Genomic DNA, 15438 nt, shown 5'->3' with positions numbered 1-15438 from the left:
TCCCTGCGTCACTTCAACTCGTTGTGCAACAGCTTGATGATGCGATTCTGCGTGTCGATGTCGGCTGCCTTGCCATCGGTGCCAGTGACGCCAACCCGGCTCTTCTCACCCGCTTCGCTGACCACGATTTGCAGTTGCGGCGAGGTCTGCGTCTTCTTGCTGCGCCAGAAGGCGAGCTTGGCGAACATGCCTTCGTCGCGCTTGCTGGCGTTGTCGATACCGGGGTCGATGTAGCGCACGTAGTAGATGCCCTTGGAGCGGTCACGGTCCTCCACGGCGAAGCCGACGCGGTCGAGCGCGAGGCCGACACGACGCCAGGCGCGGTCGAAGCCTTCATCCATTTCCAGGACCGGGACGCCGGCTTGCTTGACGATGCGCGCCATCTCCGGCGCCTGCTGTTTGGCCAGCTGCGCATCGACGCGGCTCTTCTCCACGCCGAAGCGCAGCATCAGGCGGCGCAGCATCTCGGCCTCGAGTTCGGGGTCGGGCTGGCGCGGCTCCCATACGGTCTTGTCCTTGGCCTCGGTGGCGTAGACTTCCTTCATGCCGCGATGGCTGACGTAGATTTCGGTGCCGCTCTTGCCGGTTTCGATCCGCGTGCGGAACTTGTCGCGCTCGGCGGTGGAATACAGGCCGTCGAATACTTTTCCGATCGTGCGGCGGATCACGTCCTGCGGGATCTTGGCCCGATTTTCCGCCCAGTCGGTTTCGATGATGCCGGTTTCGGGCGATTCCATGTTGATGATGAAACCGTTCTCCTGCCAGAAATCCTTGATCACTGGCCACACTTGCTGCGGGGTGGCCTGCACCACCAGCCAGCGCTGACTGCCGGCGCGTTCGATGTGGGCTTTCTCTTCGGTGGGCAGCAGGGTCTGCGCGCTGCTCGGTGTCGTCTTGCGCTCCTGGCTGTAGGCCGACAACGTGGCCGTGCCACTGCCCTGGCTGTCGGGAATCGCATAACGGTTATCCGCCGTCGGCGCCACCAGATCGGGCGGCACTTCCAGCGTCGGCAGCTTGCCGGCCGACTTGTAATCGATCTTCTTGGATTCCACGATGCCACACCCCGACAGGGCCACGGCAACCATCACAAACAGGGGCAATAAACGCATATAAAAGATGTCCTAAACGAAGGCTTGAATCAAAGCGGCACGGCGCATCGCACCGTGCTAGATCAATCTGGCGTGACGCAGCGCGTCGCGCACCGTGTCATGCAGTCCGGCAGACAACGGGGTCAGAGGCAGGCGCAGGGCAGGCGAAATCAGCCCCAGCTCCGCGCACGCCCACTTGACCGGAATCGGGTTGGCCTCGACAAACAGTTTGCTGTGCAGGGGCAGCAGCGCATTATTGAGTTCGCGCGCGCGCGCCAGGTTCCCGGCGAATGCCGCGGCGCACAGTTCGTGCATCATCTTCGGCGCGACGTTGGCGGTCACCGAAATGACGCCGTGGCCGCCCAGCAGCATGAAGGGCAGCGCCGAAGCGTCGTCGCCGGTATACAGCGCGAACCCTTCGGGCGCGCGACGCAGCAGATCGGCCGCACGCTCCATGCTGCCGGTCGCGTCCTTGATGCCGACGATGCCGGGCACGTCTGCCAGACGCAGCGTCGTATCGTTGGAGAGGTCGGTCACCGTGCGTCCCGGCACATTGTAGAGAATCAACGGCAGGTCGACCGCTTCGGCGATCTTGCGGAAATGCTGGTAGAGACCTTCCTGCGTCGGCTTGTTGTAATAGGGCACCACGGACAGGCCGGCCTGCGCGCCTGCCGCCTTGGCGCACGCGGTCAGTTCGATCGCTTCGGCGGTCGAATTCGCGCCGGTGCCGGCGATCACCGGCACACGTCCGGCCACCTGCTCGACCGTCGTGCGGATCAACAGGCAATGCTCGTCGTAGCTGACCGTAGGCGATTCGCCGGTAGTGCCGACGATGACGATGCCGTCCGACCCCTCGGCAATATGCCAGTCGATCAGGCGCCGCAGCGTGTCGAGATCGAGCGCGCCGTCGTCCGACATGGGGGTGACTATCGCAACCAGGCTGCCTCTGGCCCTATTCATTTCTGCCATCTTGTTTCCGCCGCAATATAGTTCAGACACGCGCCGGATTCCCGGCGATGTAACGATAAATCACGCATTCTAATCTATCTGGTCGCGCCCGGCTTTTTCTAAATCAGGGCCGGGACTTGCACCCTAACTCTGGGGGGGACGCGGGTTATGCCAGCGTCCGCCGGCAAGCAGCAGATCGGCCTCGGCCGGTCCCCAGGTGCCGGGCTCGTAGAGACACGCCGGGTCGCGATGTGACAGGACGGGTTCCACCACGCGCCAGGCCGCCTCCACCGCGTCCTGGCGGGCGAACAGCATGGCCTCGCCGTCCATGGCGTCGCCGAGCAGGCGCTCGTAGGCGCTCATTTCATCCGGGTGGTTGTTGCAGACGTAGAGCTCGACGGGCCGGCCGACCATGCGGTCGCCCGCATTCTTCGTGCGCGCGCCCAGCGCGATGGACACGGTGGGCGACAAACGCATGCGCAGGTAATTCGGGGCCAACGGCCCAGCCTCGGACAGCGCGAACACGCGCTGCGGCGGAAGCTGGAACTCGGCGCGGATCTCGGTGGTGGTGAGCGGCAGGTGCTTGCCGGTCCGCACGATGAAGGGGACGCCGGCCCAGCGCCAGGTGTCCACGTAAAACCGTACGGCTGCGTAGGTTTCGGTGTCCGATCCACGCGCGACGCCCTCCTCCTTCCGGTAGCCCTCGTATTGTCCGCGAACCATGTCGCTGGGTTCCAGCGGACGGATGGCCTTGAGCAGTTTGGCCTGCTCATCGCGCACCGCTTCCGCGCTGGTTCCCAGCGGCGGTTCCATGGCCAGCAGGGCAAGGATCTGCAGCAGGTGGTTCTGCAGGACGTCGCGGATGGCCCCGACCGAATCGTAAAAGCGTCCGCGTCCGGCCACGCCGAAGTTCTCCGACATGGTGATCTGGATCTGCCGGATATGGTTGCGGTTCCAGATCGGTTCGAGAAAGGAGTTGGCGAAACGGAAATAGAGGATGTTCTGCACCGCCTCCTTGCCCAGGTAGTGGTCGATGCGGAAGATCCCGGATTCCGGCAGCGCTTCGTACAGCGTCGCGTTGAGCGAGCGTGCCGATTCCAGATCGCGTCCGAAGGGTTTCTCCACTACGACCCGCGCACCCTCGGTACAGCCGGCCGCAGCCAGCCCCCGTACCACGATGGGAAACATGGCCGGCGGGATGGCGAAGTAATGGAGCGGATGTTTCCGGTGCTCCAGGGCGCGGCGTAGCGCCACATACGTTTCCGGATCTTCGTAGTCGCCGTTGACATAAGTCAGCAGGCTGGCGAGATTGCGGAACACCGCTTCATCCAGCCCGCTGCCAAAACTGACAATGCCATCGTGGGCGTGGGCGCGCAGACGCTCGATGTCCCACCCCGGGGAATGCGCCACGCACAGGATCGGCGGCAGCGTGCGGCCATGCCGCAACATGTCGTGCAGCGCGGGGAAGATCTTGCGCCGGGCAAGGTCGCCCGTGGCACCAAACAGGACCAGGGCATCGGAGATCGGGTTCTCGGTCACGGCATCAGACTCCAGGCTTGTTTCAGGTTGACGTTATAGCAGGTAGGCAGAGCGCGTCGGGACACCCTGTCCGCGGCTCCCCTCACCTGAGCCTGCCCAGCCAGCCCGTGAGTTGCTCGATGCCCAGGCCGACGCCGTGCGCCAGCAGCGGCACCGCGGCAATCCAGATGGCCACCAGACCCAATGCCGCCACACCAAGCCCGACCGACACCATGTCCAGTCCCGGCGTAGTGCGGGCCACGATACCGAACGCCAGTTGCACCAGCAGCGCCAGGGCCAGCAAAGGCAAGGCAAGCTGCACGCCGGTGGCGAACAGCCAGCTGCCGGCTTCGGCCAGCTGGCGCAAGTCCGTTGCGGCCGGCAGGACGGCGACCGGCATGGCCGCGAAGCTGTCGCGCAACGCATGCACGACCAGCAGATGGCCGCTCGCCCCCAGGAACGCCATCGCCGCCAGCCAGCCAGCCAGCGCACGCCAGGTGGCATCCGCGGGGGCCGCCTGCTCGGCGGTCAGGGCCAGCAGACCGCCGGTCGCGGTATGGCCGGTCCATACCAGCGCCGCGCTCACCGCAGCAAACACCAGCCACACGCACAACGCCAGCGCCGCGCCCCATGCGACTTCCATGCCCAGGGCGAGCACGCCTTGCACCGTGAACGGTGCGGTCGTACCGAGCGCGAGGCCCGGCGCCAGCACGACAGCCAGCACGGCGGCCAGGAACAGGCGCAGCAGCAGCGGCAGGCGGCCGACCAGCGGGTCGAAAATGGCCCACCCGGCGAGACGCGCGAAGGCGAACATCCAGACCGACAGGCCCGCTTCGGTCAGGGGCATGATCCGCTCATTCCACCAGACCCGGGAAATCGGTCAGCATGCTGCGCGCGAACTCGACCAGCTGCCCCCCCATCCAGCTGCCCAGCAGCGCCAGCACGAGCAACACGACGATGAGCTTGGGAACGAAGGAAAGCGTCGGTTCGAGGATCTGCGTGGCAGCCTGGAACAGGCTGATGGCGAATGCCGTCAGCAGTCCCGCCAGCAACACCGGCGCGGCAATCAGCATCACCAGCCAGAGCGCGTCGCGCGCAAGGCCCTCCATCAGAAAACACCGCCTTCCATCAGAAGCTCCCGAGCAGCGAGCCGACCAGCAGGTGCCAGCCGTCCACCGTGACGAACAACAGCAGCTTCAAGGGCAGCGACACCAGCTGCGGCGGCAGCATGATCATGCCGAGCGCGGTCAGCACGGCGGCGACCACCAGGTCGATCACTAGGAACGGCAACACGACCATGAAGCCGATCTGGAAGGCGGTCTTGAGTTCGCTGGTGAGGAAGGCCGGCGCCAGTGCCGCCAGCGGCACGCTGTCCACCCGCTTCGGATCGATGCTTTTATCGTTCTCGGTGAACAGACTGAGATCCTCGGCGCGAGTCTGTCGCAGCATGAAGACTTTCAGCGGCGACGCGGCTTTTTCGGCGGCGGCGTTGAAGCTGAGCGTACCAGCGAGATACGGCTGGTAGGCCTCGGTATTGATGGTCTTCAACGCCGGCGACATCACGAACACCGTCAGCAGCAGCGCCAGTCCCATCAGCACCAGATTCGGCGGCGCGGTCGAGCTGCCCAGACCCTGGCGCAGCAGGAACAGCACCACGGCAATCCGGGTAAACGCGGTGAACGCCAGCAGCAGGGCCGGCAGGAACGGGAACAACAGCAGCCAGGGCAGACTCGTTCCGGGCACGCCGAGTACCTGCCCCCCCGCGCCCGGCGTCACGCTCAGCAAAGGCACGCTGGCGTCCGCCGCCCACGCCGGCACGCAAAAGCCGAGGAGCAGCAGCAACAGCACCTTCGCCTTCATCGCCCGTGCTCCTGCGCCGATTCCGGCTTGGGCAAGGTATGCAGCAGGCGCACATTGCCACCGCCCACACCCAGCAACAGCCAGGTATCGCCAACCTCGACCGTCACCACGCGCTCGCGCGCACCCACCGCGGTCGTCCCCACCACCTTGACTGCGCCCTGCGCGCCCATGCCCGGCAGGTAGCGACGGACGAACCAGGCAACCGCAACGAACCCGCCGAGGATGAGCACCAGACTCAGCAGCACGGTGAACAGGCTGCCTGGGGTATCGGTCGCCGCCAGTGCCCAGGACGGAACCAGCAGCAAGGTACCTGCCGCGACGAATCTAGCCATGCCGGATGACCTCCCGCGCCCAGCGCGTCATGTCGGTTGTGGAATGCGGCAACTGCAGGGCAAGCGTTGCCTGCGTGGACGCAGTCGTGATGTGCCATGCCAGCGCAGGCGGCAACGCATCCGACCCCGGCGCATCCAACCAGCTTTCCGCCAGTACGGCATCCAGTGTCCTCACGAAGCTGCCGGGAACGAAGGACGTCCCGCTCACCCCGTTGCGGCCTCCCAGACGGCGCGTCAGCCACAGGGCGGCCAGCATTGCATCGGGCAGCCAGATCGGCGACACCGGCACGTCGGCCGGCTCGGGTGCCGGTTGCGCCATCGCCTGGACCGGCAGGTGCAGCCGGGCGCTCAAGGTGGCGGCCAGCTTGTGGGTCAGGCGCGCCGGCAGACCGCTGGACAGCGGCGCAGGCGCTTTCAGGAAGGCGGTCTCGGCGGAGGTGAGTTCGAGCAATTGCATCAGCGCCCCCGCAGCCCGGCATCGCGCCGGTGCGTCAGTTCCACCAATTCGTCGTGATCGCGCTGCTCGATGCGCCGTTGCAGAATGGCGGCCTGCGCCAGGTGGCGCTGCTCCAGCAGGCGCAGCGCCTTCACCCGCTGCTCGGCCTGCATCCATTCGGCCAGTCGGGCCTGCCAGTCGCGGTGGGCATCGTCGATGGCGGTTTGCGCAACCTGCAATTCCGCGGCTTGCGCGTACTGCAGCCGATTCTTTTCCAGAAGCTGCGCCGCCGTCACGCCATCGCGCAACTCGACTGCCAGCTGCGCGATATGGGCGTCGCGCAGCGCCAGCAACTGCACCTGCCGGCCGCGCGCGCGCAACCACACGCCATGCGCGAGCTTGACCCCGCGCGCCAGCGTTTCGCTGCGCCGTTCGGCCAATTGCAGCACCCGTGCCAGCGCGAAAGGCTTCATCCGAGCACCTCGTCAAGGCCAGCCTGCGCGGTTTCCAGCGGCGCACGCTCGCGCATGCCCTGCATCAGATAGCCCTGCATCCTGGGATACAGGCGGACGCCTTCGTCCAGCACCAGATCGGCACCCGGCACGTAGGCGCCGACGGCAAGCAGATCGCGGCTGCGCATGTAGCGCGAATAGAGATACTTGAAACGGCGGGTGCGCTCCAGCGCCTCGTCGGACAGCAGGTCGGGCTGCGCCCGGCTGATCGACGCCTCGATGTCGATCGCGGGATAGTGGCCGGCGTCGGCCAGATCGCGGGAGAGCACGATATGGCCGTCGAGGATCGCACGCGCCGCGTCGGCGATCGGGTCCTGCTGGTCGTCGCCTTCCATCAGCACGGTGAAGAAAGCCGTGATCGAACCGCTGCCGCTGCGGCCGTTGCCGGCGCGTTCGGCCAGCTGCGGCAGCTTGGCAAACACCGACGGCGGATAACCCTTGGTGGCAGGCGGTTCGCCGATCGCCAGCGCCACCTCGCGCTGCGCCATCGCGTAGCGGGTCAGCGAGTCCATGATGAGCAGCACGTGCTTGCCCTGGTCGCGGAAGTACTCGGCGATCGACATCGCATACGCCGCGCCGTTCAGCCGCATCAGCGGCGGATGGTCGGCCGGCGCCGCCACCACCACCGCGCGCGCCATGCCTTCGCTGCCGAGGATGCGGTCGATGAATTCCTTGACCTCGCGGCCGCGTTCGCCGATCAGCCCCACGACAACGACGTCGGCCTCGGTAAATCGCGCCATCATGCCGAGCAGCACGCTCTTGCCGACGCCGCTGCCGGCGAACAGGCCCAGCCGCTGCCCACGCCCCACCGTCAGGAGACCGTTGATCGCGCGCACGCCGACGTCCAGCGTCTTGCGGATCGGCGCGCGTTCGAGCGGGTTGATCGGGCGGCTGTACAGCGGCACCCGCCGCTCCAGCATCAGCGGCCCGAGGCCGTCGAGCGGGCGCCCGGCGCCGTCGAGCACACGCCCCAGCAGGCTGTCGCCCACCGGCACCTGGCGCACCCGGTCCTGTGCCCGGCGGCGCGGAATGTAGCGCATGCCGAGGCGCGGCGGCTGCGCCGCCAGCGGATTGTCGGGCACGACCCGGGCGCCCGGCATCACGCCGTAGATATCGGTCGCCGGCATGATGAACAGACGGTCACCGGCAAACCCGGCCACCTCGGCCTCGATGCTCTGGCCGCCGGGAATCTGGATGTGGCACTGGCTGCCCACCGGCATCCGCAAGCCGACCGCTTCCATCACCAGTCCGGACACCCGGGTCAGCCGCCCGCTGGTGGCGATCGGGGTCGCCCAGCTCACCGCGCGCCGGCAATCGGCCAAGTATTCGCGCAGGCGGACGGTACGATCCATCACTCGATCCAGTTCTGGTTGCTGCCGAGCACCTGCACCACCTGGCGCCAGCGTGCCGGCAGCGTGGCGTCGAGGTCGCCCTGCGAGGTTTCGATCAGGCAGCCGCCGCGTACGATGCGCACATCCTCGACGATGCGCAGGCGGTTCTTGTCGAGCACCTGGTCGAGATGCGGGCGCACCAGCGCGGCGTCGTCCGGATTCAGCAGCAGACGCGCCTCGCGGCTGGTTTCCGCCATCTGCTTCAGCGCCATGTTGACCACGTCGAGGATGCGTTCCGGCCGTGCCGCCAACTCGCCCGCCACCACCTGACGGGCCACGTCGAGCGCCAGTTCCAGCACCATGTCGGCGAGGCGGAAATCGAGATTGTCGAGCGTCGACGAAAAGCTCTCGGCCAGCTGCTTCATGCGACCGCAGGCTTGTTCCCCTTCCACGCGCCCGGCAGCCAGGCCTTCGGCATACCCTTCGGCGCGCGCCGCCGCGCGCAATGCTGCCAGTTCGGCCTGCGGATCGGCCTCGGTTGGCGCAGCTTGGCCGGCGGACGCAGCCAGTTCCACCACTTCCCATTGTTCGAATGCGGTGGGGGTATTCGGCGCCGTGTCGTCTGTGCTCATGCCGCCTCCTCTTCGGGGAACTGGATCGCGCCTTCAGCCGCCAGCCGCCGCAGGCTCGCGCCCGCCTCGTCCTGCGCGGCCTGGATCGTGGTCACCGGCACCGGGCCCAGCGTATCGAGGTCGACGCGCATGCGCTGCGCAGCGGTCGGACTCATCACGGCCGTCAGGGCGTCGAGCACCTGCCCGTCGCTGCCCTTCAAGGCATGCAACAGGGTACGCGCAGCGACGTTGCGCAGGAAAGTCTTGCGGCTGGCCTCGGGCAGCCGTGCCAGATCTTCGAACGCGAGATTGCGCACGCGCAGCCGCGCGGCCAGTTCCGCATCGTTCCGGTCGAGCTGGCTCAAGGCAGCGGCGGCGCTGCCCTCGCTCATCTGCCCCAGCAGGCCGGCCACCGCCGCTTCGCCCTGGGGCGACGCGGCGGCGTCCAGGCTGGCCAGCCAGTCGTCCAGGTCGCCCAGCATGTCGGCGCTCGGCGCATCGCTGTGTGCCAGAGCCAGCAAGGTGTCCGCGCGCGTCTTGCCGGGCAGCAGTTCGAGCACGGCGGCGGCGACGTCGCGCGGAAGCTGCGCGGCCACCGCGGCGATCAGCTGGGGCGCCTGCGCCTCCAGCAGGCCGGCAATCTCGGCCGGCTCGCGCCAGGCCAGCTTCTCCAGTGCCTGCGCGCCCGACGCCCCCAGGCGTTCCAGCATGGCCTGCGCCCGTTCCGGCCGAAATGCCTGCCGGAGCGTCTCGTCGAGGAAACGGCCGGTATCTGCCGCGAATCCGGTCTGTTCGGCGGCCTCGGCGGCGTAATCGCGCAGGATCGCACGCACGCGTTCACGCGGCAGCACGTCGAGCTCGCGCATGGCGCTGCCGAGCCGGCTGACCTCGAGCGGGCTCAGATAGCGGAACACGGCCGCCGTGGCGTCCTCGCCGAGGGCGAGCAGTAGCGCGGCGGACTTTTCGATGCCGGCCTGGCTCACGCGCGCACCCTTGCTTGATTCATGCGGCGGCTCACGCGCGCATCCAGGTTTGAATTCATGCGACTGCTCACGCGCGCATCCAGAGCTTGATGACATCCGCGGTCACGCGCGGATTGGCCAGTACCCGGCCGCGGGTTGCCTCGAGTTCGGCGTCGAGGTCCATGGCGGGCGGCTCGACGGCCGGCACAGGCCGCGGACGCCGCCAGACGGCCACTACGAGAAGCAGAAGCAGCCCGCCCCCGACCGCGGCCAGCATCCAGGGCTGGAATTCAAAGGTCCCGGGCATCGCCGGCGGCGGCGGCATGGACGCAATCGAACGCGGAGGCTGCGCCTGCGGTTGCACGGCGGCTGCAGCGGGCCGCGCGGCGTGCGCCGCAGGCAGCGCATAGACATTCACCGTGTCGCCGCGCGACGGCACCAGTCCCAGCGCCTGGCGGGCCAGCTGGCCCGCGCGGTCGAGTTCGGCGGCGCTCGCCTCGAATCCCAGGATCACGATGGCATTCACACGCCGGATGCGGCCTTCAGGCGTATGCGTCGTGCGCACGGTCTTCTCGAGCGGTTGCGTCCGGCCACCCACCACGACGTTGCGTACCCGTTCCACCGTCTGTTCGACGTCGCTGTCCTCCAGCGTGGCCGTCACCTGCACGCTCACACGGTCCTTGCCGAGCCAGGGGGTCAGCAAGGCCAGCGCCCGCTGCGCCAGATCCTGCTCCACCGCCCGCTGCCGCGACTGCGCCACCTCGGGTGCCGTCTCGCCCAGCTGCACGCCGCGCGGGTCGAATACCTGCACCTCGGACCGTTTCATACGCGGCACGCTGGCCGCCACCAGGGTCTGGATCGTCGTCACCTGCTCGGCCGACAGCCGCGCGCTCGGGCGCAGGCGCACCAGCACCGCAGCGGTGGCCGGCGGCGCATCGCGCAGGAACGGCGAGACCTTGGGCAGGGCAAGATGGACCCGCGCCAACTCGACCGTTTCCAGCGACTGGATCGAACGCGCCAGATCGCTTTCGAGCGCGTGTTGATAGCGCTGCTGCTCTTCCAGCGACGAGGCGCCGAAGCGGGGCGCGCGATCGACCTCGTCCTGCGCGTCGGCGTCGGACCGGGGCAGGCCGCGTGCGGCAAGGCGGTAACGCGCCACATGCAGCTGATCGGCCGGCACCTCGATGCTGCCGTCGGCGGCGGACAGGTGATAGGAAATATTGAGCTGGTCGAGCGCGGCGATGACCTCGCCGCCCGCCCGATCGGACAGCTTCGGGTAGAGCACGCGGTAGTCCGCCGGATTGAGCCACACATAGGCCGCAGACAGCGCCGCCAGCGGCAGCAACACCAGCAGGACGAACATGAAGCGGCGCAGCGGGCTCGCTTCCGCGATCAGGTCGCGCAGACTGCTCAGCCAACCCGGCACTGGACGCACCTCGTCTGCGGGATCGGGTTGGGCTGTCGGGTCTTGATGGCTTGTATCGTCACGCGGCGATTATAACCAGTCGGGCGTGGCCACAGCGCGCAATACTACCTGCACCTGCCCCGCCCGCTCGCGGCCCTGGAACCACCAGATACTCCCCTTCTTCACCGACAGGTCGCCCGCCTGGCCGGTGAGCAGGCGCATCGCCACCTGCCCCAGCGTGGGCTGATGGCCCACCACCAGCACCGGATAGGCCGCATCGGGCCAGCCCGCCGCGGCCAGCACGTCGTCCGCGCTGGCCCCCGGCGCCAGCGCCGGCACCCGCTGGAAGCCGCGTCCCAGCGCCTGCGCGGTCTGCAGGCTGCGGGTGGCGGGGCTGACCAGGATCCGGATGTCCTGCGACAGCCGCGGCGTCAGCCAGTCGGCCATGCGCGATGCCTGCTTGCGGCCCTTGTCGGTGAGCTCGCGCTTGAGGTCGGGGACCGTGTCGTCGGCCTCGGCATGTCGCCACAAAATGAGTTCCATCGGTTTTCCTCGAAAAAATCCGGTATCCGGTCACAGGCAAGACCGCTGCATGGCACCGGGGTTCGCCACGAATCTACCAGTAAGGCTTCGATTTCAGGAATGCGAGGATCGACTCCGCACATTCGCCGTCCGCCGCATCCGCCTGTTTCGCCGCCAGCCAGCCGAGGACGAAATCTCTCATCGAGCCCGCCTCCCTCCCTGCCGCCGTCAGCAGGCCCGATGCGATATGCGCGTCGTTGGCCCGTCCCAGGCTGTCCTGCGCATCACGCAGCACCGCCAGGTAGCGTGCCTGCCGCTTGCCTTCGAACAGCGTCTGGAAAAACTCGGCCGCATACCGCTGGCGCTTGATCGCGATGCGCAGGACATGCCGCCGGGCCGGCGCCAGCGTGGCGAAATCGCGCGCGCCGCGAACGATCGGCCGATGCCCCTTCTGCAGTGCCCGGCGCACCCAGGCGTCGAGCGGCGCCAGTTGCACAAACCGCTGAGCGGCCGGCACCGCCTGCCCCTCGGGATGCGAATGCCAGCCATGCCGCAACAGCCAGCGCTGCATCGCCAGCAGCCAGGCGCCGGGATGAGCCTGCACCAGCGCATCCTGCATCGCCGTCCGCACCGCGATGCGACGCGCTTCCAGCGTCGCCATGCCTTGCTGCCAGGATTCGGCGTCGGGATAGTACGACGCGATCGCCGGCAGGGTTTCGCCGCACAGCACGTCCCAGTCGCGCGCCGGGCCCAGCGCGGCCGCCAGCGCGCGCAGGTTGTCCTGCAGCTCGGGCGGCAGCCCGCACGCATTACGAAACAGCCGCAGCGCCGCACGCAGGCGCCGCAACGCCACCCGCGCCTGATGCACATACTCGATGTCATCCGACGCCAGCACCCCCGGCAGATTGACCTGGAGCTGCGTCAGACAGGCCTGGACGATCGCGGCGAAGCCCTCCTCCACGCCCATGCCGTCGTCCAGCTCCAACGGCACGGATTTCACCGGCGCTGCCTCGATCCCATGCGCCAGGCGCACGCCGCGCTCGGCCTTGCTGACGTCGAACGGCAGGCAATCGAACGCCGCGGCCCAGTCCAGCGCCAGCGCGAATAGCGCATCCGGCTGGCCGGACTTCAATTCGAGTTCGATCTCGCAGATCGGCTGGCTGCGTTCGCCGGCGACGACCGCGCCGACGTCGAGCGCCACCTCGATCTGCGCACCGCCCTTGCCCACCAGCAGCCAGGCCGTGCGGTGAAAACGCGTCTCGAACACCGGCACGACGTGTTCACGCAAGGCATCCGGCACGTACGCCAGCGCCTCCGGCGGGAACCGGCTCCAGTCCAGTCCCCCCCGGTGCACCGGCATCTCGAATTCGGCGCGCCGCGACAGCCCGCCCTGCCGCTCGCCCTCGGTCTTCAGTGTCTGCAGCCAGCGCCGGCCCGCCCGTCGCACGCGCAGCGCCACGCCCTGCGCGCTCAAGGCGAAGTCCGGCGTGTCGAAATAGCGGGTGACGAGGTCCTGCTCTACCGGCGCGCTGCGCCGCCGGGCCATGCGTTTCACGAAGGCCGCCGCCTGCTGCGGCGGCAGCGCCAGCTTGAGTTCGATTTCCATTGGATGCGGCGTTGTCATATAACTGTCATGTCGGGTCGAACACGGGCGTTTATCATTGAAGCACACCACGAATAAATCCATCATGAATCTGCCCAGCCCCGATACCCTCATCAACCGCGAGCTCGGCATACTCGCCTTTCAGCGTCGGGTGCTGGCGCAAGCCGACGATCCGTCCATGCCCCTGCTGGAGCGCCTGCGCTTCCTGTGCATCGTGTCGAGCAACATGGACGAATTCTTCGAAGTGCGCGTGGCCGGCCTCAAGGAACAGATCCGCGCCAACTCGACCCAGCGTTCGGCCGACGGCCTGACGCCGCGCCAGCAGTTCCGCGCGGTCTCGGAGACGGCGCATGCGCTGGTCGCCCAGCAGTACGAACTGTTCAACAAGGCGATCATTCCCGAGCTGGCCGAACACGGCGTCCACTTCATCCGCCGCACGCACTGGAACGAAACCCAGGCCGCCTGGATCCGCGATTATTTCTTCCGCGAACTGATGCCGGTGCTCACGCCGGTGGGGCTCGATCCCTCGCATCCCTTCCCGCGCGTGCTCAACAAAAGCCTCAATTTCGCGGTCGAGCTGTCCGGACGCGACGCTTTTGGCCGCAATTCCGGCGCTGCCGTGGTGCAGGCGCCGCGTGCGCTGCCGCGCGTCATCCGCATGCCGGAAGAAATCGCCGGCTGCGAATACGGCTTCGTCTTCCTGTCGTCCATCCTGCATGCCCACGTCGGCGAACTGTTCACCGGCATGACGGTGCAGGGCTGCTACCAGTTCCGCGTCACCCGCAACTCCGACCTCTTCGTCGACGACGAGGAAACCAAGAACCTGCGCCAAGCGTTGCAGGGCGAACTGCCGCAACGGCACTTCGGCGCAGCCGTGCGGCTGGAAGTGGCCGACAACTGCTCGGAATCGATGGCGGCCTTCCTGCTGGCGCAGTTCGAGCTCGAAGCCGGCGATCTCTACCAGGAACAGGGACCGGTGAACCTCGTGCGCCTGATGCAGGTGCCCGACTGGGTCGACCGCCCCGACCTCAAGTTCGCCCCCTTCATCCCCGCCCTGCCCGCGCGGCTCGCCAAGGACGACGACATCTTCGCGCAGATCCGCAAGGGCGACATCCTGCTGCACCACCCCTTCGAATCCTTCCAGCCAGTGGTCGACTTCATCGAGCAGGCCGCCGCCGACCCCCACGTCGTCGCCATGCGGCAGACGGTATACCGCACCGGTACCGACTCGAAGCTGATGCAGGCGCTGATCCAGGCTGCGCAGTCGGGCAAGGAGGTCACCGTAGTGGTCGAGCTGATGGCGCGCTTCGACGAGGAGGCCAATATCAACTGGGCCGCCAAGCTGGAAGAGGTCGGCGCGCACGTCGTCTACGGCGTGGTCGGCCACAAGACGCACGCCAAGCTGGCGCTGGTCATCCGCCGCGAAGACGGCGAGCTGCGCCGCTACGCGCACCTGGGCACCGGCAACTACCACGCCCGCACCGCACGCATGTACACCGACTTCGGCCTGCTGACCGCCGACGACGCCATCACCGCCGACGTCAGCAGCCTGTTCACCCAGATCACCGGCCTGGGCAAGGCCGGCAAACTGAAACGCCTGTGGCAGTCGCCGTTCACCCTGCACAGCGAAGTCGTCGCCGCCATCAACCACGAAGCCGAACTGGCGGCCGCCGGCAAGCCCGCCGCCATCATCGCCAAGATGAACGCGCTGCTGGAACCGCAGGTCATCGCCGCGCTCTACGCCGCCAGCCAGGCTGGGGTGAAGATCGACCTCATCATCCGCGGCGTGTGCGCGCTCAGGCCCGGCATTCCCGGGCTGTCCGAGCACATCCACGTGCGCTCGGTGGTCGGCCGCTTCCTCGAACACACGCGCATCTTCTATTTCAAAAACGGCGGCGACGAGAAGGTCTTCCTGTCGTCGGCCGACTGGATGGACCGCAACTTCTTCCGCCGCATCGAAACCGGCTTCCCCATCCTCAATCCCAAGCTGAAGAAACGCGTGATCGCCGAGGGCCTCAAGCCCTACCTGCGCGACAACGTGCAGGCCTGGGACATGCAGTCCGACGGCAGCTACCGCCGCCGCCACGTCCGGCGCACCAAGCCCTACAGCGCGCAGGCCGAACTGCTGGCGCTGCTGACCAAACCCGTCTAGCCACGCTTCAACCTACTCCGACGCGGCGTTCCGCACTCGCGTGCGGACCCAGACCGATGCGTTCGGCGCGTCCGATCGCCGACGTGGATGGGGTTTTGTCCTACAAAGTGTTCGTATCCCACTGATACGTTCATGTCCCAACAAGCCTTAAGCTGACA

16 protein-coding genes are annotated in these 15438 nt (G+C 67.5%); 1 reads left to right on the top strand and 15 read right to left on the bottom strand.

Features of this window, described 5'->3' with window-relative positions; all coding sequences use genetic code 11:
* Window positions 1–8: 8 nt before the first annotated feature.
* The 15 genes from bamC to B058_RS0109610 all read right to left on the bottom strand — a co-directional run bounded on the left by bamC (window position 9) and on the right by B058_RS0109610 (window position 13149).
* Window positions 9–1109: an outer membrane protein assembly factor BamC gene (gene bamC / locus B058_RS0109680; protein ID WP_018508279.1), complete on the bottom strand. Its 1101-nt coding sequence runs from the start codon at window positions 1107–1109 to the stop codon at window positions 9–11.
* A gap of 57 nt (window positions 1110–1166) precedes the next feature.
* Entirely contained in the window at window positions 1167–2057 is an 891-nt protein-coding gene (gene dapA / locus B058_RS0109675; RefSeq protein WP_026240804.1) for a 4-hydroxy-tetrahydrodipicolinate synthase, read from the bottom strand.
* Window positions 2058–2180: 123 nt separating this feature from the next.
* On the bottom strand, window positions 2181–3575 hold the full coding sequence (gene zwf / locus B058_RS0109670; protein WP_018508277.1) for a glucose-6-phosphate dehydrogenase: 1395 nt from the start codon (window positions 3573–3575) through the stop codon (window positions 2181–2183).
* 82 nt (window positions 3576–3657) lie between these two features.
* Window positions 3658–4401, bottom strand: a complete 744-nt coding sequence (locus tag B058_RS0109665; RefSeq protein WP_018508276.1) for a flagellar biosynthetic protein FliR — start codon at window positions 4399–4401, stop codon at window positions 3658–3660.
* A gap of 7 nt (window positions 4402–4408) precedes the next feature.
* Complete coding sequence (gene fliQ, locus B058_RS0109660) at window positions 4409–4663, bottom strand: flagellar biosynthesis protein FliQ (RefSeq protein WP_018508275.1); 255 nt, start codon at window positions 4661–4663, stop codon at window positions 4409–4411.
* A 19-nt stretch (window positions 4664–4682) separates the two neighbouring features.
* Window positions 4683–5414: a flagellar type III secretion system pore protein FliP gene (fliP, locus tag B058_RS0109655; RefSeq protein WP_018508274.1), complete on the bottom strand. Its 732-nt coding sequence runs from the start codon at window positions 5412–5414 to the stop codon at window positions 4683–4685.
* A complete protein-coding gene (fliO, locus tag B058_RS0109650; protein WP_018508273.1) occupies window positions 5411–5746 on the bottom strand; it encodes a flagellar biosynthetic protein FliO in 336 nt (111 codons plus the stop codon). The genes fliP and fliO overlap by 4 nt, the downstream gene beginning before the upstream one ends.
* Window positions 5739–6203: a hypothetical protein gene (locus B058_RS0109645; protein ID WP_018508272.1), complete on the bottom strand. Its 465-nt coding sequence runs from the start codon at window positions 6201–6203 to the stop codon at window positions 5739–5741. The genes fliO and B058_RS0109645 overlap by 8 nt, the downstream gene beginning before the upstream one ends.
* Window positions 6203–6655: a flagellar export protein FliJ gene (locus tag B058_RS0109640; protein WP_018508271.1), complete on the bottom strand. Its 453-nt coding sequence runs from the start codon at window positions 6653–6655 to the stop codon at window positions 6203–6205. The genes B058_RS0109645 and B058_RS0109640 overlap by 1 nt, the downstream gene beginning before the upstream one ends.
* Window positions 6652–8046: a flagellar protein export ATPase FliI gene (gene fliI / locus B058_RS0109635; RefSeq protein ID WP_018508270.1), complete on the bottom strand. Its 1395-nt coding sequence runs from the start codon at window positions 8044–8046 to the stop codon at window positions 6652–6654. The genes B058_RS0109640 and fliI overlap by 4 nt, the downstream gene beginning before the upstream one ends.
* Window positions 8046–8657, bottom strand: a complete 612-nt coding sequence (locus B058_RS0109630; protein ID WP_018508269.1) for a flagellar assembly protein FliH — start codon at window positions 8655–8657, stop codon at window positions 8046–8048. The genes fliI and B058_RS0109630 overlap by 1 nt, the downstream gene beginning before the upstream one ends.
* Window positions 8654–9619, bottom strand: coding sequence for a flagellar motor switch protein FliG (locus B058_RS0109625; RefSeq protein ID WP_018508268.1), 966 nt, complete (start codon window positions 9617–9619; stop codon window positions 8654–8656). Before B058_RS0109625 ends, B058_RS0109630 begins: the two co-directional genes overlap by 4 nt.
* Before the next feature lie 67 nt (window positions 9620–9686).
* On the bottom strand, window positions 9687–11024 hold the full coding sequence (fliF, locus tag B058_RS0109620) for a flagellar basal-body MS-ring/collar protein FliF (protein WP_018508267.1): 1338 nt from the start codon (window positions 11022–11024) through the stop codon (window positions 9687–9689).
* 69 nt (window positions 11025–11093) lie between these two features.
* Window positions 11094–11546 (bottom strand): SixA phosphatase family protein, encoded by a 453-nt coding sequence (locus tag B058_RS0109615; RefSeq protein ID WP_018508266.1) that lies wholly within the window; start codon window positions 11544–11546, stop codon window positions 11094–11096.
* Window positions 11547–11619: 73 nt separating this feature from the next.
* Window positions 11620–13149 (bottom strand): CYTH and CHAD domain-containing protein, encoded by a 1530-nt coding sequence (locus B058_RS0109610; RefSeq protein WP_157265769.1) that lies wholly within the window; start codon window positions 13147–13149, stop codon window positions 11620–11622.
* A 61-nt stretch (window positions 13150–13210) separates the two neighbouring features.
* On the opposite strand from B058_RS0109610, the gene ppk1 reads away from it, so the two are divergent.
* Window positions 13211–15280, top strand: a complete 2070-nt coding sequence (gene ppk1 / locus B058_RS0109605) for a polyphosphate kinase 1 (protein ID WP_281166675.1) — start codon at window positions 13211–13213, stop codon at window positions 15278–15280.
* Window positions 15281–15438 lie beyond the last annotated feature (158 nt).

The sequence above is a fragment of the Thiobacillus thioparus DSM 505 genome (assembly GCF_000373385.1).
In the GTDB taxonomy this organism is placed as follows: Bacteria; Pseudomonadota; Gammaproteobacteria; order Burkholderiales; family Thiobacillaceae; genus Thiobacillus; species Thiobacillus thioparus.
The sequence above is the reverse complement of the archived record's forward strand: the minus strand, read 5'-3'. Positions and strand labels throughout refer to the sequence as shown.